Below are 20,828 nucleotides of genomic sequence, written 5' to 3'. Positions count from 1 at the left end.
GCCATCAGAATTGGAACCGTGAACAACTTCATCCTGGCCTCCGTCCGACAGCCCGGCGAGGATACCGTCTCGGACCTGCACATCGTTGATGGTGTCGTATCCCGGATCAGTGCCGGCGGCAGGATCCCGGGCGACGCCCGCGTGGTCAGCCTGGACGGGCGCTACGTCATTCCAGGGCTCTGGGACGAACACGTCCACATGACCCAGTGGGCGCTGCACTCAAACAGGCCGGACCTTTCCGCCGCCGCGTCCGCGCAAGAAGCGGCGGCCGCCGTCGGACTTCATGTTCACGACGCCGATCTTTCGGTCACCACCGTGGGGGTGGGCTTCCGCGACGCTTTGTGGCCGGACGTCCCCACTCTGGAAATGCTCGACGCCGCCACCGGCAACCAGCCCACCGCCCTGATCAGCCACGACCTTCATTGTGTCTGGCTGAACAGCGCTGCCTCCCGGCGGTATGGGGTAGCGGTTGACACCGGCGGCCTGCTCCGGGAGGAACCTGCCTTTGCGCTGACCCGTGAGTTGGGCAAGCTCCCGGACTCAGTGGTGGACGGCTGGGTCCGCGATGCCGCTCGGGCGGCTGCAGCCCGGGGCATAGTGGGCATCGTTGATTTCGAGATGACCTGGAACCGCGACGTCTGGCTGCGACGCATCGCCGATGGATTCAACGCACTGAGGGTGGACGTCGGCGTTTACCCCGAGGACCTGGAGCGGGCCCACCGCGACGGCATGCGTACAGGCATGGAGCTCGACGGCGGCCTGGGGCGCCTGCGCGCCGGCCCGCTGAAGGTGCTCATTGACGGTTCGCTGAACACCCGGACGGCGTTCTGCGTGGACCCGTATCCCGACGGCGGCCACGGGCTCCTGACTGTCAGCTTTGACGACTTGGTGTCCCTGCTTCGGCGGGCACACGAATACGGCTTTGTCCCGGCGGTCCATGCGATTGGGGATGGCGCCAACCAGATGGCGCTGGATGCTTTCGAACACACAGGGATCGGCGGCCGGATTGAACACGCGCAGTTTGTCCGGACGGAGGATTTGGCCCGTTTTGGGCCTCTGGGCGTTACGGCCAGCGTGCAGCCGGTGCATGCACTGGATGACCGCGACGCCGCGGAGTCCAACTGGGGCGGCCGCACCCGGCGGGCGTTTCCGCTGAGATCGCTCCTCGACGCCGGAGCCACGCTGGCGCTGGGTTCGGATGCCCCGGTTGCGCCATTGGATCCGTGGGCTGGGATGTCGGCGGCCAGTACCAGGTCCCGGCAGGACGGCCGCGGGCCGTGGCATCCCCAGGAATGCATCAGCCGGGGGCAAGCACTTGCCGCTTCAGCAAGGGGCCGGAGCCGGATCGGGGTTGGGGACCGGGCGGACCTGGTGGTGCTCGACGCCGATCCGCTGGCCTCGCCGGACGCCGAATTCGCCGCCATGCCGGTTGCGGCAACACTCTTGGCTGGCCGCTTCACGCACGACGGCGGCCTGGCCTAGTTCCGCACCTTGGCCTGCACGAGATTCGCGAACGGCAGCCGGCCATGGTCCGCAACAAAAGCTGCGTGATACGCGGCCTCGGCTTGGTTGACTTCTTCGGCGGGCACCTCTTTCCACGCCATGATGAGTTCATCCGTGTGGGTCAGTTGCCAGATGAGCCGGCCGTCCCAATGGCCCGGCGGCCTTCCCCGCCCAAAATCCAGGAACTCCTTGATCTGGTTCCGGAGGCCGCGGTTGCCCTTGCTTCCCGGCCCGGCTTTGCCAACGTAGAGAATGTCCGCGCCGTCCACCCATTCCGCCAGAATGGCTGCCGCAGGCAGGGTGGGATTCTTTTTCTTGAAGGTCCCGGCGGTGCTGATCTTGAGGAAGTGAGGCTCGAACTCATTCGGCCGAAGAACGGCGAACACCCCGGTGCCCTGCGGAATCCTTATGATCTCGAGGCTGTCGAAGGCCCGGAAGCCGGCAAAGCCGTCGGACTTGAGCGTTTTCCTGTTCATCATGATGACGTTACCCGGACCGGCGCCGGTCCGAGGAAAACTTGCACTGCGCACCTATACGTCCAAAAGCGTAGAGTGGGTTCAGACGCCTGTTTCTGGACGCCGTGCTGCTGAGGGAGAGATCGTGACGATTGACTGGGACGAAAAAAAGGCCCTGCTACAGGAACCAAACATCGCGGCGGTAACGCAACTCTGCGATGAACTGATGGAAAAGAAGCCAGGGTCCGTCGTCCCCTACATCGACCCCGTGCATGACGAGGACGAATGCCGGATCGTCAGCCTGCACGTCAGTCCGGGCAAGGGCACCGAATCGGGGTTCGTCTCCCATTTCAATGACGACGAAGCCGCCCGCCGGGCCACCCAGATTTACGAACTTGCCGAGCTTGATCCGCGTTACGTGATGCCGTGGAATGCGTACCCCTGGGTGCGGGATCCGGAGCTTCCGTCGGCGCTGAACGTCCAGGAGAAGACTGACGGCCTGCGACCCTTCCGGCAGTTCCTCAAGATCAACCGCCGGGTCTCCGCAGTCATCGCACACGGCACGGACGCCTCCACGTTCCTCACCCTCTTCGAGAAGACCTACCATTCTTCCCTGAAGAACAGCGGCATCAAGATCTACAAGGCCAGCGCGCTCGGCGGGCGGGCCTTTGCTGTATCCGAAGCAAAACAGGATGATCTCCTCGCGAAGAGCGTCGACGTCTATAAGGACGCCATGCAGCGGGCGGGCATCCAGCACCTTTAGCCACGTACGCGGGCGGCAGTCACCGCGGTGCCTCAGCCTTCCAGTAAGCGCCTGCGGTGCTTGAGCTCCTTCACCCACGCCCTGGTGACCATGTCAGGGAACGGTGGTCCGCCGCCGTCGTTCCTCTCCGGCCCACCGAGCCTCGCGAACGCTGTGCTGGCCTCCAGATCGGTGATCAAGGGCCCTGACGCTTTCAGGGCGAGCTCGAGCACCTGCGCAGCCGTACGGTCTGTGAGTCCCAAGTCCGTGGCCCAGCCCAGAAAGTGGCGTCGGGAGATCCCGCTCCGCTTCCCGTTCAGGGTCAGCGCAAGGGTCTTGTCCCCGTAGACCACCGTGGAGGGGATGTCGTACACCGGGGCGATGGTCCACTCCCCGTGCGGCTGCTGGACCATGGAAACGTTCTTGGCATGCAGGTCCCCGTTGCCGCTCAGCCAGGCAAACGCCCCCTGGATGGCGAGGTTCCGGAGTGCCGGGAGAGGCGCCGAGCAGTAGCCGGCGAGTGCATGGCAAACCTGCGCATAAGCCACGTTGTACTTGTCCGCCGGGTAAAGCTTCAGGACCTGGGCCCCGTCCTCCACCGCCAGCCGCCGGACGTCGTCGGGGCCGCCCCCGGAGACGGGCACCCTGTCGAAGCGTTCCACCAGAAGCCCGGGCCTGCCCGCGATATCCCGGATCAGCCGGACCCTGCTCAGCGGAATCCGCAGCCTGGCCGCGTAGCGGAACATCACCAGCTCGTTCTCCACTACATGCGGGAATTCGGGGGCGTTGAGTTTAAGGATGAACCGCCTGCCGGCGCTTGCCACAGGGAGCGAGATCATGCCGGCAGACAACTTGTCCTGCACCCCGGCCAGCGCCACGGGGTCGATCAGGTCCGGGTCGCCGAGCAACTTGTCGAAGTCAACCGGCAGTTTGGGATCCAGCTGGACAGCGTGCTCGTCTGGATCCAGCACCTCGCCGTGGCCTACGATCTGGACGTCGCCCACCGGGTTCCCGCCGGCGGCGATCAGCAGGGACAGGTCGTCGTCGGCGCTGGTCTTGATGGACCGCCGCAGTGCGTTGAGCCGTCGGCCTTCCGGCAGGAGGCCGGTGAAATAGGGGGGCGCCGCCCCCGCCGCTGAATCGACGGGTGCCCCGGTGAGCGGCAGGGAACTGGCGACGGCGGGTCCCCCGGATGCGAGGTAGGCCGGAAGGTAGCTGAACCGGGTGCCGCCGTCGTGCCTTTCAAGCCGCGCGGCCAGGGCGCCCGCCTTGTAGATATCGGCGATACGGTGCTTCATCGTTGTGTTTCCTCGCCGCTGGCGTGGCCTGCCAGCGAGCCGGCGGATTTACCGGTTCTGGTGGTAATCCGGAGCTCCAGGCCCAGCGTGTCCAGTACGGCAAGCAGGGAATTGAGCTGGATGCTTGGCTTGCCCTGCTCAACAAACCTGACGAAGCGTTCCGAGACACCGGCCAGTGCCGAGAGGTCCTGCTGGGAAAGGCCCAGAGCAGCGCGCCGGGCCCGGACTTCCCTGGCCAATCTGTCGGTGATTGATTCAGTCATGGCGCTCCAATAGGTACGATCGTGCCGTTTTCTTGCCGGAACTGCAGCTTACGTCGTCTTCGCCTCCCTGAACAGGCATCCACCGGCACGATCGTACCGCCCGGTTCAGGGAGCTGGGCGGGAGGAGCTTATGCGCAGGCTCTAGAGCGGGCCCGAATTCGAGAATGTGACGTACTTAACATAGATTGGTTCGCACAAGTTGTTGCTCAAACCCACGGGGACTTAGGCAGCAGAACTGCCGCAAGGGGAAACGGGCAAGAATCCAGCCCCAACCAGGAAGTCTTGAATTAATGCAAGCAGCGCCCATGACCGTTACCGATGAGGCCGGCTGGCTGGCCTCCATTGAAGAAACCACAGATGCAGTGTTCCGCCCGGCGGCTGAGGTTTTTTCCACCATCGTTTTCTTCCCGATCACCATTGGCGAGATCAGCTTTCCGGCGGTGGTAGCCTGGCTGATCGCCGCCGGCATCATCATCAGCATCTACCTGGGGCTCGTCCAGTTCCGCGGCCTGAAAGTCTCCTACGAAGTGGTCCGCGGCCGCTATTCGTCCAAGCACGATCCCGGAGAAGTGCCCCATTTCCAGGCTCTTACCTCTGCACTCTCCGGGACCGTGGGCCTCGGAAACATTGCCGGAGTGGGTGCGGCCATGGCACTCGGCGGTCCCGGCGCCACGTTCTGGATGATCCTGGCCGGCCTGCTGGGCATGGCAACGAAATTCGCGGAGTGCACCCTCGGCGTCAAGTACCGCCAAGTGCATGAGGACGGCACCGTAACGGGCGGCCCGTTCAAATACCTCCCCGTCGCTTTCCAAAAGTTTGGCACCGTTCCCGGGAAGATCCTCACCGGAATTTTTGCGGTCTCCATCCTGATCTTCGGCATCGCCGGCGGAAACATGTTCCAGGCCAACCAGACGTTCGCCCAGATGCGAAACGTCACCGGTGGCGATGAAGGCTTCCTTGGGGGTGCCGGAGCTGCCCTCATCTTCGGAGTCATCCTCGCATCCCTCGTTGCCGCGGTGATCCTGGGTGGCATGAAGTCCATCGGGGCCACCACCAGCAAGCTGGTTCCGGCCATGGCATTTATTTACGTACTGGCCTGCCTGTTCGTCATCTTCGTGAATTTGGGCCAGGTTCCGGCGGCCTTCAGCGCCATTATAACGGGCGCCTTCAACCCCTCCGGAATGGCAGGCGGCCTGGTGGGTGTCATGATCGTCGGCTTCCAGCGCGCGGCATTCTCCAATGAAGCCGGCCTGGGATCGGCGGCGATCGCCCACTCCACCGTCAAGACGCGCCGTCCCGTGAGCGAAGGGTTCGTTGCGATGTTCGAGCCACTCGTGGACACCGTCATCATCTGCACCATGACCGCCCTCGCCATTGTCATTGCCGGAGCACCGAGCCTCCAGGCAGGCATTGATCAGGTGCAGGCCGGGGACGGCGCGCCCGACGGCGTCATCCTCACCTCCGATGCGTTCGCCACGGTCCTCCCCTGGTTCCCGCTGGTCCTGGCCGTCGCAGTGTCCTTGTTCGCGTTTTCCACGCTCATCACCTGGTCTTACTACGGGTTGAAAGCCTGGGAGTACCTCTTCGGGCGCAGCAAGGCCTCAGAAGTCATTTATAAGTGCGTCTTCCTGTTCTTCACCGTCGTTGGTACTGTGCTGACCTTCACCCAGGTGCTGAACTTCGCCGATGCCGCCCTGTTCATCTGCGCGTTCATCAACCTGCTTGGCGTATACATGCTGCTGCCGGTGATCAAGCGCGAAATGAAGGCATACCTCGCGGAACGCAAGAGCGGAGACCTCCATAAGCTCGGGGTGGAGCTGGACGACACCTCTGCGCCCCGCGGCTGAATCCGCGGCCGGGCAGCTGAGTTCAGACGCCGGCACGAACTGAATGCACCTACACCGGAATGCCCGGCAGGCCCTGAAGCTCTCTACAGAGCTTCGGGGCCTGCCGCGTTTTGTCCGAACCGGCGGGAATTGACACCCTGTGTGACCCGTGCCATATTTTAAGTGTGAACCTGTCAGACAGCCCGACAGCAGGACAGCCTGCACCTCCTGCCAGCGCATCGCTCCCCGGAGCCCAGCCGCTTGCCCGGCTCAGCGCTGCCGAGGCGGTCTTTAACGCCATCCGCTCCGACATCGAGTCCGGCACTGCAGCCGTGGGCGGGAAGCTTAGCTCCGAAGCGTCCCTCGCGCAGCAGTACGGGGTCAGCCGTTCGGTGATCCGGGAAGCCCTCCGGTCCTGTACTGCCCTGGGGCTCACCGTGACAAAGACAGGCAAAGGCACCTTCGTGGTGGCCGACAAGGTTGCCAGCGACCTCACGCTCGGACAGTACTCCGCCCGTGACCTCACCGAGGCGCGCCCCCATATCGAAGTCCCCGCGGCCGGCCTCGCCGCCCAGCGCCGGACCGGTGAAGAACTGGAGACGCTCCGCCACATCGTCGCAGCCATGAGCACGGAAACGGACCCTGAATCCTGGGTTGCCCTCGACTCCAGTTTCCATGCCCTCATCGCACGCGCCAGCGGCAACAAGGTGTTCGCCAGCGTCGTCGGAGAGATCCGCGGAGCTTTGGCCCACCAGTCCGAAACCCTCAACATGGTGGCCGACCGGCAACACGCCTCAGATGCCGAACACGAAAAGATACTGGCAGCCATCGAGGCAGGCTCCGCGGACGGCGCCAGCCATGCCATGGCAGAGCACCTGCACGCCGTGGGTGCCGCGCTCGATTCCATCCTGAACAAATAGCTCCGCCCAAGTAACCCGCCAAGGAACCCATGCTCTCCCCTGTGCTTTCTGACGCCCACACTGCTCCACTGCTCCCGCAGCACGCCCCGCTGGTGGTGGCCACCCGTGACGGACTGGTGGAAAGCGTCCACTACGGCTCGGCCATCGCCACCGCACCTGACGGCTCGATCCTGGCGGCGGCAGGCGACCCCCTGGCACCGTTCTACCCGCGCTCCGCGCTCAAGCCGCTGCAGGCGGTGGCCATGGTCCGTGCGGGCCTGGAGCTCCCGGCCGACCTCCTGGCCCTGACCGCGGCGAGCCACTCCGGCGGAGCCAAACACCGCGGCGGCACCCAGCGGGTTCTCGCCATGCACGGGCTTGCCGTAGGCGACCTCGAGAACAGCACTGACCTGCCCTATGGCGCCAGCGAGCGCGAGGACTGGCTGCGCAACGGCTTCCTCGCCACGCGCCTGACCCAGAACTGCTCCGGCAAGCACGCTGCGATGGCCGCCACGTGCGTCATCAACGGCTGGCCCGTCGAGGGTTATCTCAACCCGGCCCACCCGCTGCAGCAGCTGATCGCTGCCACCGTCACCGAACTGACCGGCGAGACGCCCTTGTCCCGCAGCACGGACGGCTGTGGGACGCCGCTCTTCGCGCTCACCCTCCGCGGCATGGCCCGCGCTTTCGGCACCATCGCGGCCGCCGCAGCGGCTGCCACAGCGCTTGCCGCAGCCAGCACCTCCGACAACAGGGGCACCGCCCCGCTGCTTGCGGAAGCCGCCGTCGGACTCGCCATGCGGCAACACCCTGACATGGTAGCGGGCGAGCGCCGGGACGTCACAGAGCTGATGCGCCTACTGCCGGGGGCCGTGGCGAAGGACGGCTTTGAAGGTGTGCAGCTGGTAGGCCTGCCGGATGGCCGCGCAGTTGCCGTGAAGATTTCCGACGGCGGCGACCGCGCCCGGATGCCGGCCACCGTCCACGTGCTTGGATCCCTCGGCGTGGACACCGCACCGCTCGCCGGCATCGGCACCGCCGCTGTCCTGGGTGGCGGCCACAAGGTGGGCCTGCTGCAGCCCACGAACTTCCTGTTCACGCCCGTCCACGAAGCCCTGTGAGGACCTCCATGACCAACCTGACCACCAGCCTAAGCACCGTGGGCACCGTCCCGGAAAGCCGGTCCGAACACGACCTCCTAGGTGACCGGGACGTACCGTTCGACGCGTACTGGGGCGTCCACACACTCCGCGCCGTGGAAAACTTCCCCATCACCGGACAACCGCTGTCCTCCAACATGCACCTGGTGCGGGGACTCGCCGCCGTGAAGCTTGCCGCCGCCCGCACCAACCGCGAACTGGGACTGCTGGACGCCGAACGCGGCCAGGCGATCGAGCAGGCGTGCGCTGACGTGATGAACGGCCGGCTCAGCGACCAGTTTGTGGTGGACGTCATCCAGGGCTGCGCCGGGACGTCGTCGAACATGAACACGAACGAGGTCATCGCGAACCGCGCCCTCGAAATCCTCGGCCACCCCAAAGGCGACTACGCCCGCCTGCACCCCAACGACCATGTAAACCTCAGCCAGTCCACCAACGACGTCTACCCCACCGCCGTGAAACTGGGCACCATCTTCGCCGGCCGGGAACTGCTGGACGCACTGGCCGAACTCGAAGAGGCTTTCGCCGCCAAGGCACTCGAATTCCGTACCGTGGTGAAGATGGGCCGCACGCAACTGCAGGACGCCGTCCCCATGACGCTGGGCCAGGAGTTCGGCACCTATGCCATCACCATCGGCGAGGATCGGCTGCGCCTGGCCGAGGCGGAACTGCTCATCCACGAAATCAACCTCGGCGCCACAGCAATCGGCACCGGACTGAACGCCCCTGCCGGTTACACCGAGGCCGCCTGCAGGCACCTGGCCGAGGTCACCGGGCTCCCTCTGGTCACCGCCGTCGACCTCATCGAAGCTACCCAGGATGTGGGCGCCTTTGTGCACCTGTCCGGCGTGCTCAAGCGCGTGGCCGTGAAACTCTCGAAGATCTGCAACGACCTCCGCCTGCTCTCCTCCGGCCCGCGCGCCGGCTTCGGCGAGATCAACCTGCCGGCCGTCCAGTCCGGCTCATCCATCATGCCCGGCAAGATCAACCCGGTGATCCCGGAAGTGGTCAGCCAGGTGGCCTACGAAGTCATCGGCAACGACGTCACCATCACTATGGCCGCCGAAGCCGGGCAGCTCCAGCTCAACGCGTTCGAACCCATCATTGTCCACAGCCTCCACAAGAGCATCTCCCACCTGGAGGCAGCCTGCCGCACCCTCACGGCACGCTGCGTCCGGGGCATCACCGCAAACACCGAGCACCTGCGGCTCACCGTGGAACAGTCAATCGGCCTGGTCACCGCGCTTAACCCCCACCTTGGCTACGCCACGGCCACCGCAATCGCCCGGGAGGCACTCGCCACCGGCAAGGGCGTTGCCGAGCTCGTATTGGAACACGGGCTGCTCACCGCCGAGCAGCTCACGGACCTCCTCAGCCCGCAACGCCTGGCCAACCTCAGCAAGTAACCCCTGCTTCACCCCCGCGCTCTCCAGGAACCCAAAGGACCCCCATGACACCGTCCCAGCAAACGTCTGCCCAAAAACCTGCCGGCAGCCAGCCAGCGGCCATCAGCGACCACACCATTCCGGCGCACGCCAGGGCCTCCGAGGCCGCACTCCATATCGAGGACGCGGGCTACCACAAAGGACTGAAACCCCGCCAGGTCCAGATGATCGCAATCGGCGGTGCTATCGGCACCGGGCTCTTTATGGGTGCCGGAGGGCGGCTGGCCGCCGCCGGACCGGCCCTCATCCTCAGCTACGCCGTCTGCGGCTTCTTCGCCTTCCTGATCCTGCGTGCGCTCGGGGAACTCGTGATGCACCGCCCGTCCTCCGGCTCCTTCGTGTCCTACGCCCGGGAGTTTTTCGGAGAGAAGGCCGCGTTCGTCACCGGCTGGCTCTACTGGCTCAACTGGGCGATGACGGCAATCGTGGACATTACCGCCGTCGCGCTCTACATGAACTTCTTCAAGAAGTACTGGGCGCCGATCGCGGAGGTGCCGCAGTGGACCTGGGCTTTGGGTGCCCTGGTCCTGGTCCTCGGCCTGAACCTGGTTTCCGTCAAGGTCTTCGGTGAGATGGAGTTCTGGTTTGCGCTCATCAAGGTGGTGGCACTGGTGACCTTCCTGGTTGTGGGCATCTACTTCGTTATCTTCGGCACCCCGGTGGACGGCCAGGAGGTCGGTTTTACCCTGATCGCCGACAACGGCGGCATGTTCCCCAACGGCCTGCTGCCCGCGGTCGTGGTGATGCAGGGCGTGGTGTTCGCCTACGCCTCGATCGAGCTCATTGGCACCGCCGCCGGCGAAACCGAAAACCCGGAAAAGATCATGCCAAAGGCCATCAACACGGTCATCGTCCGCATCGCGGTGTTCTACGTCGGATCCCTGATCCTGCTGTCCCTCCTGCTGCCCTTCACGTCCTACAAGGCCGGCGAAAGTCCGTTTGTCACCTTCTTCGGCTCCATCGGTGTGGAGGGCGTGGACGCCATCATGAACCTTGTGGTCCTCACCGCAGCCTTGTCCTCGCTCAACGCCGGCCTCTACTCCACCGGCCGCATCATGCGCTCCATGTCCTTGTCAGGCTCCGCTCCGAAGTTCGCCGGTCTCATGAACAAAGCCGGCGTCCCTTACGGCGGCATCGCCATGACTGCCGCCGTGGCCGTCCTGGGCGTGATCCTCAACGCGCTGGTTCCGGCCGAAGCGTTCGAGATCGTGCTGAACATCGCCTCGCTCGGCATCATCAGCAGCTGGGCCATGATTGTGCTCTGCCAGATGAGGCTGGCCCAGCTGGCAGCCCGCGGCGAACTGCTCCGCCCGGCCTTCCGGATGCCCGGTTCCCCGGTCACCGGCTGGGTCACGCTCGCATTCCTGCTGGCGGTCCTGATCCTGATGGCCTTCGACTCCCCCGTCGGCACCTGGACCATCGCTTCCCTGGTAATTGTCATCCCTGCCCTGATGCTCGGCTGGCGCCTGTGCCGGGAGCGCGTCCTGGAGATCGCCGCCATCCGCGACGGCTACACCGGCCCGTTCCCGCTGGTGGCCAACCGTCCGTCACCGGGCGCCCCGGCAGACCGGGACTGAGGTCCCGCAGGGTCCGCGGGGCGGGGTGCGGGTTGCGGGGGCGTAACGCAACGTCCCCGCAACCCCTGGCCGCGGTGGTTCGCATATGCTCGAGCAGACAACCTTATCTTGGCTCAATCTGGCTCAACGACGAACCACCCGGGAGACATGGCATGACCAACTGGCGCATCAGGGATTTCCATTCAGCAGACCTGGACGGGATCCTGCACCTCTGGGAGTCGCTCAAGGACTCAAATGTGGAACCCGTCTATGCCCTCTCCGAGGTGCTGGCATCCTGCGAGAAGGACCACGCGGTGGTTGCGGTGCAGGGTGATCAGGTTGTGGGCGCCGCCGTCGGCCGCGCCGCGCATGACCAGGGCTGGATCGTCTTCCTGGCTACACTGCCGGAATACCGCGGGCGCGGGATCGGCACCTCGCTGCTCGCCGCCGTCGAAAACCGGATGGCCCCGCACGGCCTTAACAAACTCTCCGCGCTGATGCCGGAAGCGGAAACCCGTGTGGAGGCGTTCCTCAGCCGCGGATTCGCGCTCAAGAAGAACCTGCGCTACTTCGAGCGGACCATCCCCGTCCAGCGGCAGGAACTGGGGGCGCTGGGCCAGCTGGGCGGCCGGATCCTGGCCCGGGACCTGTGGGAGAACGTGGCCGGCATGCGGAAGGAAAAGGAGCTCCTGGAGCGCCGACTGGTCCTGCCCCTCGCGGAGGCCGACCTCGCCGATGAATACGGCGTGGTGCCGCCGCGCGCCGTGGTGCTGTTTGGTCCTCCCGGGACCGGTAAAACCACGTTTGCGAAGGCCATCGCGTCCCGGCTCGAGTGGCCGTTCGTGGAGGTTTTCCCGTCCCGGCTGGCCTCCGATCCCAAGGGCCTCGCCGGGGCCCTGCGCGAAACGTTCCTAGAGATCGCGGAGCTGGAACACTGTGTGGTGTTCATCGACGAGGTGGAAGAGATCGCGTCCCAGCGTTCCGGTGAACCGCCGTCTCCCCTGCAGGGCGTCACGAACGAGCTCCTGAAGATCATCCCGGCGTTCCGCGAACAGCCCGGCCGCCTGCTGGTGTGCGCCACCAATTTCATCCGCGCACTGGACACCGCCTTCCTGCGGCACGGCCGGTTCGACTATGTCATCCCCATCGGCCTCCCGGACCGCCAGGCCCGCGAAGCCATGTGGCAGCGCTTCATCCCGGCCACCGTGGTGGACGATGTGGACGTGGAGCTCCTGGTGGAACGGACCGAGGGCTTCTCCCCCGCGGACATTGAGTATGCCGCACGCAGCGCCTCCCAGCGTGCGCTGGAAAAGGCCGTGTACGACGACGGCGGCGCGGCTTCGGGCGGCAACGTTTCAGTCCGCGAGGCGGTCCGAAAGGGGCCCTGCACCCAGGACTACCTCGACGCGATCGGCGATACCCGGACCACTGTGAGCCAGGAAGTCCACGAACTGTTCCTTGAGGACATCGACGCGTTGGGGCGGGTCTAAACCTCCGCGCCCACGGCGCGAACGTACACTTGGGGCCCTGGCCGTTGGCGCGAACGTACACTTGGGGCCCTGGCCTGCCGCGACGCCCGTGAAGGCAGGAAAGATATGCACATAGGCGTTCACCCTCATGCTTTTTGTCAGACCCCCACGGGATGATTTGAGTATGGATAGCAGAGGAGCTGTGGTGACGGCGGAGGCCCTTTCGGTTTCTTTCGCTGAGCTTGCTGCACGGCTCCGCGGCGGGGCAGACCGCGAGGGTTCCGGGGCTGATCCGCTGCGGCGGGCGGCGGATGATTTCCTGGACGGGCTGGCCGCGATTTCGCGGCTGGACGCGAAAAGTGCCGCCCTGAAGGTCTGGTTGGCTGCCGGTTACAGCGCCGCTGCCGTGGCTCTGGCGGGCCCTGCTGAGTCGCCGCAGGACCATAGGGGTCAGGAGATGGCAGTGGTTGCCGAGGTCGCCTGCGCCATGACGGTCAGTGAACGCAGTGCCGGTGCGCTGCTCGGCGAAGCCCACGTCCTGACGACGGACCTGCCGCTGACGTTCTCGGCGTTGCAGGCGGGGACGATTTTGTGGCAGCACGCGAGGATCATGGTCGAGGAAACCATGAACCTGGATCCCGCCGGGGCGCAGGCGCTGGAGGCGCATTTCCTGGACCCCGAGGTCGTGAATCCGGCACGTGGCCCGGCCGGGGAACTGATCCCGGGCCGGTTCCGGCACAAAGCCCGGACCTGGCGGGAACGCCATCACCCGGTCAGCATCGAAAAACGCCACGCACGCGGTCTCCAGGATCGGCGGGTGGAGTACGCCCCGGACCGGGACGGCATGGCCTGGCTTTCGGCCTACCTCCCCGCCGACCAGGCAGCCGGGATCTGGGACCGCACCACAGCCGCCGCGAGGGCCCTCCAAGGACCGGACGAATCCCGGACCCTCACCCAGCTCCGCGCCGACACCGTTGCCACCTGGCTCCTTGACCGAATCGGCGATTCGGCTGGGGCGGTGGAGGGGAATGGTGGTGTTCCCTCGCCGCGGGCACAGGTCCTCATCACGGTCCCCGTCTTCTCGCTGCTGGGCCTCACCGATGAACCCGCCATGCTCAACGGATACGGGCCGATCCCGCCGTCGATGGCCCGGCAGCTCGTCGCCGACGGTGCGGACTCCTTCCACCGCGTCCTCACCGACCCCCGCGACGGTGCACCACTGGAAATCGGGCGGAGCAGCTACCGGGTCACCAAAGCCCAACGCCAATGGCTCCGACTGCGCGACGGCAAATGCCCGTTCCCCGGCTGCAGCAACCACTCCCTCGACAACGAAGCAGACCACCTCCTCGCCTGGGCCCACGGCGGCACCACCGGCATCTCAAACCTCAGCCAGCCCTGCCACAAACACCACAGACTCAGACACATCACCGGATGGACCCCCACCCCGGCCACCAAGAACGAACCACCCGGCTGGACATCACCCACCGGACGCCACTACACCAGCGAACACCCCGACTGGGAACCACCAGCCTGGCCATCCGGGATGCTTGAAGTGCCAGGTCACCAAGAACCTGATTGTCCGCCGTCCGAGGACGCCTTGCCCAAAGGCATCCTGCCCTCACACGCGCTGTCCTCAAGCACTCTGCCCGGATGCCAGCACCCTGCAAACCCGTCGCCGGGGTGGGCCGAGCTGTGGTCAGTCCTTGAAGAGCCGCAGCCTTCCTTGTCCGTAGCTGACTTTCTCTGGTTTACTGCGCAGCCGCTCCGCAACGGCGCCGCACCTTGACCCCGTCATGGAGCGTCGGTTAGGCAGCTTTTTGACAACGTAGTTAGTCCCTCTCGGGCGGCACCGTGTCACACAGCCGTCACTGCTCTGCAGCTGGCCTTGGCCCTGGCGGTACTCTTTGTCCCATGTCCACAAACCCCCTCAGGCATGCCATGGCCCGCATGGGTGGCCGGGATCCGCATGAGAAGCATCGAGCGGCCACACCGCTGGAGCTGTTCTTCGACCTGACGTTTGTCATTGCCTTCGGTGTGGCCGGGAGCCAGTTCGCACACGAAATCGCCGAAGCCCACTTCGGCGCCGGACTGCTGGGATTCTCCTTCGCGATGTTCGCCGTGATCTGGGCCTGGATCAACTTCACGTGGTTTGCCAGCGCCTATGACACCGACGACTGGGTGTTCCGCGTGGTCACGATGGTCCAGCTTCTCGGGGTCCTGATTCTGGCCATGGGCATTGAGCCGATGTTCCACTCGCTCGTGGAGGGCGACCACGTGGACAACGCCGTGATGGTGGGCGGCTACGTGATCATGCGCCTGGCCCTGGTCTTCCAGTGGCTGCGCGCGGCACGGCAGGATCCAGCACGGCGGCAGACCTGCCTGCGGTACGCCACGTACCTTGGCGTGGTTCAGTCGGCTGGATCGCCGTGCTCGTCATTGAGGCGGATATCCTGACCACGTTCCTCGTGGCTGCGCCGCTGTTCATCCTGGAAATGGCCACACCCTACGCCGCGGAGCGCGGCATGCGGACGCCGTGGCACGCGCACCACATCGCCGAGCGCTACGGGCTACTCGCCATCATTGCCCTTGGCGAATGCCTGATCGGGGCGATCGAAACCCTCCGTGCGATTGTGGAACCATGGCCGGAGCGTGGACGCGGCGCTGGTGGGATTCGGCGGAACGACACTAGCGTTCAGCATGTGGTGAATCTATTTCATCCTGCCTGCCGGCCCAGCCTTACATCTCCAGCGCCACCGCTCATTCTTCTTCGGCTACGCGCACATGCTCATCTTCGCTGCCATCGCGGCAACTGGCGCCGGGTTGCATATGGCGGCCTACTATGTCGGCCATGAGGCCCACATCAGCGCCGCCGTGGCCGTGGCCTGCATCGCGGTACCTGTAGCGTTGTTCAAACTCTCTTTGACCTGGCTCTTCAGCGTCATGATCTGCGTGGACCGGACCGTCCTTGCCGTGGCGGCCGGCGTCGTGGTCGCGCTGGCGGGCGGCGTGGGACTTGCCGCCGCCGGGGGCTCGGTTCCGGTCTGCCTGCTGGTGGTTGTGCTGGCACTGGGCGCGTCGATTGTCATTGATGAGAAGCGCGGTACCGAAGGAATGAACGCAGCCCTGGAGCAGATGAAAGCAGGAGCCTAAGAAGCTCCGTCAGGCCGGCTGTGGGCCGTTTCCAAGGTCTCGAGGCTCGACCACCGAGGCCGGCTCCGCGGCCGGAGCGTCGTCGTACGTCAGGTTCTCGTAATCCGTGTCGTCTTCGTCGTCGAGCCTGTCGTCCAGCTCCTTCAGCAGCCAGGGATTAACCCGTGCAAGTATCTTCCGGACTTCCTCGACGTCGACGGCGGCATACAGCACCGGACGGGCATCCCGGTACTTGGTGACCGGCGGCTTGTCCGGCCACTTCGCGGCGAGAGCCCTGACGCGTTCGGGCAGGGAATTGTGGGCGTTGTCCGCGATCTTCACCAGGGCCGCGTCGTGGTCCTCGGCGATGAAGTGCATTCCGGCCTGGTAATCATCGGGATTATCATGCAGCCGGTTGGTGACCCGCTCGATGATGTCCGCTGCCCGCTCGGAAACGCCCATGTCCAGCAGCGCTTGCCGCGTGATGGGAGTGTCCTCGGCAATGTCATGAAGGTAACCGGCGATCCGGATATCGTCGTCGAAATCTGCCAGGGCGTCCCCTACCGCTATCACATGGTCACGGTAAGGGCGCTTGAGCTTGTCCTTCTGCCGGTTGTGGGCCACCTCGGCCAGGACCTTCGCGGTCTCGACAGTGAATCCCGGTTGAGGGAGTTTGGCTTCAGTGAATTCGGGTTCCGACATGGCTTAAGCCTACGCGCCGGGCTGCGAGTGTCTGTCCGCGGGCCTACTGGGGGCCGCTCCAGACCCACGGTTCCCGCGGCAGCCCTGACGGCCTGAACGTTGCGAGGGCTTGCTCCAGCGTCCCGCCCGCAAGCCCCAGGGACTGCAGGATGAGCTTCCGCACGTCAGCGGCGGAAACGCCCGCGCGGGCGAGGTCGCCCAACGTCACGGCGCCGTCGCGCTTGGCCAGCCGGGCGCCGTCGGAATTCACCACCAAGGGCACGTGCGCATATTCCGGAATAGGAATATTCAACAGCATTGCTAGATACGCCTGCCTGGGCGTGGACGGCAGCAGGTCATCGCCCCGCACCACCTGGTCGATACCCTGCGCGGCGTCGTCCACCACGACAGCCAGGTTGTAGGCGGTAACACCGTCGTTGCGGCGGAGGACAAAATCATCCACCACGCCAGTGAACTCCCCATGCAGCAGATCCTGCACGGAGTACTCCGTTGTTCCGGCGCGAAGCCGGATGGCGGCCGGCCGCGTGGACCGCTTGAAGTCCAGCTCGGCAGGATCGAGGTCACGGCAGGTGCCCGGATAGGCGCCCTGCGGCGCGTGCGGCGCTGACGGCGCCTCCTGGATTTCACGGCGCGTGCAGAAGCATTCATAGGTGAGTCCTGCAGCAGTCAGCCGACCGATCGCCTCGGCGTAGATGGCAGCCCGGTCCGCCTGGCGCACGACGGCGCCGTCCCACGTCACGCCCACGGCCTCCAGATCGCGGAGCTGCACTGCCTCCGCGCCCGCCCGCGCCCGGTCAAGGTCCTCGACGCGCAGCAGGAAGTCGCGGCCAGTGGACCGGGCAAACAACCAGGCGAGCATCGCGGTGCGGAGGTTCCCCACGTGGAGTTCACCGGACGGGCTGGGGGCAAAGCGGCCGGCTGGGGTCATGTGTCAACCCTAGTCCGGACAGCACAAGAGCCCCTCAGCTACCGATGACTTCGGGGATCCGACGTCGGTGGCTCAGGGGCTCTTGCCGTATGTGCAGAATGACCGTGGTGTGAACAAGTGTCAATCAGCGGCGTCCTCCTTGCGGGAGGCGGTGTCCAGTTGCCGGGGGGTGTGCCGGTATTCCTGTAGCCTGCGGGAGTCGGCGGTAGCCTTAGCCCTTGTTGCCACAATTTGAGCAGACGACATACAGTTGGCACAATGGGGATGCATTTTGTTGGTCAGTCTGACCAATAATATCCGCAAACCACGACAGGAACTGATCAGTTTGCAGCAATTGGACGCCACGGACAAACGCATCCTCCACGCCCTGGACGAGGACCCACGCGTCCCCATCATGGTGCTGGCCCAGCGGCTGGGCCTGGCGCGCGGGACCGTCCAGTCGCGCCTGGAGCGGATGACGGCGTCGGGTGCCCTTCGTCCCAACAGCAGCCGCGTACTCCCCTCCGCCTTGGGCCGGGGTGTGGCGGCGGCCGTCAGCGCCGAACTGGATCAGAGCCACCTCAACGAAGCGATCGCCGCGCTCCGCAAAATCCCCGAAGTCCTGGAATGCCATGCGCCTGCCGGCGACACCGACCTGCTGATCCGCGTAGTGGCCACCAGCCCGGACGACCTCTACCGCGTGTCCGAGGAGATCCGGCTCTGCCCCGGAATCGTCCGCACCTCCACCAGCATGTTCCTGCGCGAAGTCATCCCGTACCGGACCACCGGGCTGCTGCAGGACTGAATTCCGTCATTCCGAGCCCGCATTCAACCCCGCACGGGGAGCTCTCCCCATCGCCCGCGAGGACGCATCGCAGCTAGGCTGGCACGGGAATCCATTCAGGGAGAGACATGGCGGGGAACTTTTACGGCCGCGACGTGGCCCAGTTGCGGCAGCTCGCCAAAGAACTTGCAGGCGGCGCCAACGGGCTAAGCCTGCTCAGCCAGCAGCTCAGCACGAGTATTTTGAGCTCATCCGGGACGGCGGGGAGGGGTACGGGGTCGACGCCGACTCCGCAGAACGCTGGATCGCCGGTGCCGAGCGGGACCCGGAACGAAAGAGCGACTTTTCCATAACCTCCGGCACCTCCACGGGGCTGGAAGTGAACTACGACCTCCGCTACGACGGCACCAAGGACACCCAAGTGATCATTGTCCATGTCAGTCCGGCGGCGTAGGCGGGATGGCGTGGGACGGCCGGCGCGATGAGCACGCGCGCTACACCGGCGGACCTGCGTTGGACTTCAGGTTCTTCATCACCAGCGTGGATGTCAGTCGCTCAACCCCGGGCAGTGACGTGAGCTCTGCGTCGTAGAAGCGCTGGTAGCCGGGCAGGTCCTCGGCGATGACCTTCAGCAGGTAGTCCGGGGAGCCGAACAGCCGCTGCGCCTCCACGATGTTCGGATTCTCCGCCACGCGGTTCTCAAAGATCTCCATGGTGGAGCGGTCCACCTGGCGCAAAGTGACAAACACAATGGCCTCGAAACCCAGCCCGACGGCGGCGGGGTCGATGTCCGCTTTGTAGCCGCGGATCACCCCCGACGTCTCGAGGTCCCGGAGCCTCCGGTGGCACGGCGCCACCGTGAGCCCGACCTTCGCGGCCAGTGCCGTGGCAGTCATTCGGCCATCCTCCTTGAGGTGGCGCAAAATATTCCTATCTATATGGTCAATCACGCAAATATCTTACCAATTCAGGCTCGAGTCGAGCGAAAAGGGTAAGCACTTATGGCCGAAAACTTCATAGGTTTGTCCTGTACCTAAATCGGACAGGAGCCCGCCATGAATCCCCAGTTGTTTTTCGCCTTCATACTGGTGGCGGTCGCCCTCGCCTGTACCCCCGGCGTGGACTGGGCGTACTCCATCACGGCCGGTCTGCGGCAGCGCAGCTTTATCCCGGCCGTAGCCGGACTTTGCGGCGGCTACGTCCTGCATACGCTGCTGATGGTGGCAGGTCTCGCGGCCCTGCTGTCCGGCCTGCCGGGCGTTCTGGGCTGGCTTACGGTGGCCGGCGCGTGCTACCTGCTGTGGCTGGGCATCAGCACCCTTCGCTCCTGGCGAGGTGCCTCCTTCAGTGCAGCAGACGCCGCCGGGAAGCCCGCCAACCAGCTCCGCACTTTCCTTCAGGGCATGGGCACCAGTGGCATCAACCCCAAGGGGCTGCTGTTCTATGTGGCGCTGGTGCCGCAGTTCGTCAGCCCGGAGGCCTCCCTCCCGGTCCCTGTCCAGTCCGGCCTGCTGGGCCTGACCTTTGTCCTGCTGGCCGGAACCGTCTACACCTTTGTGGCACTGTTGGCCCGCAAACTCCTGCAGTCCCGGCCCGGTGCCGCGCGGACAGTCACTCTTGCCAGCGGTATCATCATGGTTGCGCTGGGGGTCGTGCTCCTCTCAGAGCAGCTGGTTCCGCTGGTTGCCGGGCTCACCGCTCAGGCGTAACGCCTATTTCCCGTCCAGGTTGTCCCATTCCTGCTCCCACAACCGGCGCTCGTCAACGTCCTTGCGGATGACTTCGAACGTCTCCAGCGCTGCTGGCCGGCCGCGGAGCCAGTCCCGCGGATTGAGTGACTTGCGGCCGTTGTCCAGCACCAGCAGGGCGCGGTCGGTGAGGGCGTCGTTGCGGAGCACCGCGTCCGTTTTCCGGCGGCGAAGGACCTCCTTCAGGGCGTCGTGCGCTTGTGCGTGGGCGCCGAGCCGCCGCAACGCGCGCCCGCGGAGCAACAGCAGGGCCGCCGAGAGGTCGTCGGAGTTCAGCAGCCCCTCGGTCCAGATCACCACTTCCTTGTCGCGTCCCAGCGCGAACGCCAGCGCGCAGCGCGCCAGCGCTGTAGGCAACGACGGCGGCAGCCCGGCCACCGTCTGCAGCGCCGCTTCCAGCTGCCCCGTCTCCCGCAGGGAGTGCGACAGGGCCAGGAAGACCGATTCCTGGCTGAACAGCACGGGGACCTCGATGCGCTCGGCAACTTCCACCCGGGTGACCACCCGCGTGAGGTAGGTGGCCGCATACTGGTTGGCGTCGTCGTCGTTCCTGATCGACAGGCCCCGCTGGAGGAGTTCGGACGCGCGCAGGTAGCCGCCGTGCTGGTACGCCAGGAGGCCGGCCATCACGGAGCATAGTCCGGCCCAGCCCGGATAGGCGCGGCCCACGGCGATGAGCCGCTCCGGTTCCTTACTGCTGAAGATGGCATCGTGCACGGCCTTGGCCGCTTTTCCGGGCATCAGCTTGAGTCTGGGGACCTCGCCGTCCACGGCGATCAGCGCGGCGTCCCGGCCGCCCAGCACTCCGTGGATCAGCCCGCCCACGCTGCCGGCGAGGTCCCGGACGGGGGTCTGCATGTGAACATTCCCGAAGGGCGTCAGGTCACGGGTGTCCCGGTAGATCGGTCCTCTGGTATCCCCCGCGGTCATCTCTCCATGCTA

General features: G+C 65.5%; 18 protein-coding genes and 2 pseudogenes. 13 read left to right on the top strand and 7 right to left on the bottom strand.

Features of this window, described 5'->3' with window-relative positions; all coding sequences use genetic code 11:
* Positions 1-18: 18 nt before the first annotated feature.
* Entirely contained in the window at positions 19-1,482 is a 1,464-nt protein-coding gene (locus tag DAD99_RS09620) for an amidohydrolase family protein (protein ID WP_193341342.1), read from the top strand.
* Here DAD99_RS09620 and DAD99_RS09615 read toward each other — a convergent pair.
* On the bottom strand, positions 1,479-1,982 hold the full coding sequence (locus DAD99_RS09615) for a hypothetical protein (protein ID WP_227007844.1): 504 nt from the start codon (positions 1,980-1,982) through the stop codon (positions 1,479-1,481). The two genes, DAD99_RS09620 and DAD99_RS09615, sit on opposite strands and share 4 nt — an antisense overlap.
* A gap of 121 nt (positions 1,983-2,103) precedes the next feature.
* Here DAD99_RS09615 and DAD99_RS09610 point away from each other — a divergent pair, with 121 nt between their 5' ends.
* Entirely contained in the window at positions 2,104-2,721 is a 618-nt protein-coding gene (locus tag DAD99_RS09610; protein ID WP_185261915.1) for a uracil-DNA glycosylase, read from the top strand.
* 32 nt (positions 2,722-2,753) lie between these two features.
* Here the strand turns inward: DAD99_RS09610 and DAD99_RS09605 are convergent, their stop codons facing one another.
* Together DAD99_RS09605 and DAD99_RS09600 are read right to left on the bottom strand one after the other, a co-directional pair.
* Positions 2,754-3,998 (bottom strand): type II toxin-antitoxin system HipA family toxin, encoded by a 1,245-nt coding sequence (locus tag DAD99_RS09605; protein ID WP_193341341.1) that lies wholly within the window; start codon positions 3,996-3,998, stop codon positions 2,754-2,756.
* Positions 3,995-4,261 carry a type II toxin-antitoxin system Y4mF family antitoxin gene (locus tag DAD99_RS09600; RefSeq protein ID WP_193341340.1) on the bottom strand — a complete coding sequence of 89 codons (267 nt, stop codon included), beginning with the start codon at positions 4,259-4,261 and terminating at the stop codon, positions 3,995-3,997. The genes DAD99_RS09605 and DAD99_RS09600 overlap by 4 nt, the downstream gene beginning before the upstream one ends.
* Positions 4,262-4,566: 305 nt before the next feature.
* Here DAD99_RS09600 and DAD99_RS09595 point away from each other — a divergent pair, with 305 nt between their 5' ends.
* The 8 genes and pseudogenes from DAD99_RS09595 (at position 4,567) to DAD99_RS09560 (ending at position 15,766) form a co-directional block, all read left to right on the top strand.
* Positions 4,567-6,108: a sodium:alanine symporter family protein gene (locus DAD99_RS09595; RefSeq protein WP_227007843.1), complete on the top strand. Its 1,542-nt coding sequence runs from the start codon at positions 4,567-4,569 to the stop codon at positions 6,106-6,108.
* 164 nt (positions 6,109-6,272) lie between these two features.
* Positions 6,273-7,007 (top strand): FadR/GntR family transcriptional regulator, encoded by a 735-nt coding sequence (locus DAD99_RS09590; protein WP_193341338.1) that lies wholly within the window; start codon positions 6,273-6,275, stop codon positions 7,005-7,007.
* A 29-nt stretch (positions 7,008-7,036) separates the two neighbouring features.
* Positions 7,037-8,107 (top strand): asparaginase, encoded by a 1,071-nt coding sequence (locus DAD99_RS09585; RefSeq protein WP_193341337.1) that lies wholly within the window; start codon positions 7,037-7,039, stop codon positions 8,105-8,107.
* Positions 8,108-8,115: 8 nt separating this feature from the next.
* Positions 8,116-9,552, top strand: coding sequence for an aspartate ammonia-lyase (locus DAD99_RS09580; protein WP_193341336.1), 1,437 nt, complete (start codon positions 8,116-8,118; stop codon positions 9,550-9,552).
* A gap of 44 nt (positions 9,553-9,596) precedes the next feature.
* Complete coding sequence (locus DAD99_RS09575; protein WP_227007842.1) at positions 9,597-11,168, top strand: amino acid permease; 1,572 nt, start codon at positions 9,597-9,599, stop codon at positions 11,166-11,168.
* A gap of 152 nt (positions 11,169-11,320) precedes the next feature.
* Entirely contained in the window at positions 11,321-12,637 is a 1,317-nt protein-coding gene (locus tag DAD99_RS09570) for an ATP-binding protein (protein WP_193341335.1), read from the top strand.
* A gap of 163 nt (positions 12,638-12,800) precedes the next feature.
* Positions 12,801-14,402, top strand: coding sequence for an HNH endonuclease signature motif containing protein (locus tag DAD99_RS09565; RefSeq protein WP_193341334.1), 1,602 nt, complete (start codon positions 12,801-12,803; stop codon positions 14,400-14,402).
* 125 nt (positions 14,403-14,527) lie between these two features.
* A pseudogene (locus tag DAD99_RS09560) lies at positions 14,528-15,766 on the top strand (low temperature requirement protein A).
* A 9-nt stretch (positions 15,767-15,775) separates the two neighbouring features.
* Here the strand turns inward: DAD99_RS09560 and DAD99_RS09555 are convergent.
* The gene (locus DAD99_RS09555) at positions 15,776-16,447 is read right to left on the bottom strand and encodes a bifunctional (p)ppGpp synthetase/guanosine-3',5'-bis(diphosphate) 3'-pyrophosphohydrolase (protein ID WP_193341333.1); all 672 of its coding nucleotides are present in this window, start codon (positions 16,445-16,447) and stop codon (positions 15,776-15,778) included.
* Positions 16,448-16,490: 43 nt separating this feature from the next.
* Positions 16,491-17,375, bottom strand: coding sequence for a tRNA glutamyl-Q(34) synthetase GluQRS (gluQRS, locus tag DAD99_RS09550; protein ID WP_193341332.1), 885 nt, complete (start codon positions 17,373-17,375; stop codon positions 16,491-16,493).
* 325 nt (positions 17,376-17,700) lie between these two features.
* Between gluQRS and DAD99_RS09545 the strand changes: the two genes are divergently transcribed.
* A complete protein-coding gene (locus DAD99_RS09545; RefSeq protein WP_193341331.1) occupies positions 17,701-18,159 on the top strand; it encodes an Lrp/AsnC family transcriptional regulator in 459 nt (152 codons plus the stop codon).
* Positions 18,160-18,373: 214 nt separating this feature from the next.
* Positions 18,374-18,592: pseudogene (locus tag DAD99_RS21665) on the top strand (hypothetical protein); the annotation flags it as partial.
* A gap of 40 nt (positions 18,593-18,632) precedes the next feature.
* On the opposite strand, the gene DAD99_RS09540 reads toward DAD99_RS21665, so the two are convergent.
* Positions 18,633-19,088, bottom strand: coding sequence for an Lrp/AsnC family transcriptional regulator (locus tag DAD99_RS09540; protein WP_185261927.1), 456 nt, complete (start codon positions 19,086-19,088; stop codon positions 18,633-18,635).
* A gap of 105 nt (positions 19,089-19,193) precedes the next feature.
* Here DAD99_RS09540 and DAD99_RS09535 point away from each other — a divergent pair, with 105 nt between their 5' ends.
* Entirely contained in the window at positions 19,194-19,847 is a 654-nt protein-coding gene (locus DAD99_RS09535; protein ID WP_193341330.1) for a LysE family translocator, read from the top strand.
* 3 nt (positions 19,848-19,850) lie between these two features.
* On the opposite strand, the gene DAD99_RS09530 is transcribed toward DAD99_RS09535, so the two are convergent.
* Complete coding sequence (locus tag DAD99_RS09530; RefSeq protein ID WP_193341329.1) at positions 19,851-20,816, bottom strand: hypothetical protein; 966 nt, start codon at positions 20,814-20,816, stop codon at positions 19,851-19,853.
* Between the last annotated feature and the right edge of the window lie 12 nt (positions 20,817-20,828).

The sequence above is a fragment of the Pseudarthrobacter sp. AB1 genome, assembly GCF_014926485.1.
In the GTDB taxonomy this organism is placed as follows: domain Bacteria; phylum Actinomycetota; class Actinomycetes; order Actinomycetales; family Micrococcaceae; genus Arthrobacter.
The sequence above is the reverse complement of the archived record's forward strand: the minus strand, read 5'-3'. Positions and strand labels throughout refer to the sequence as shown.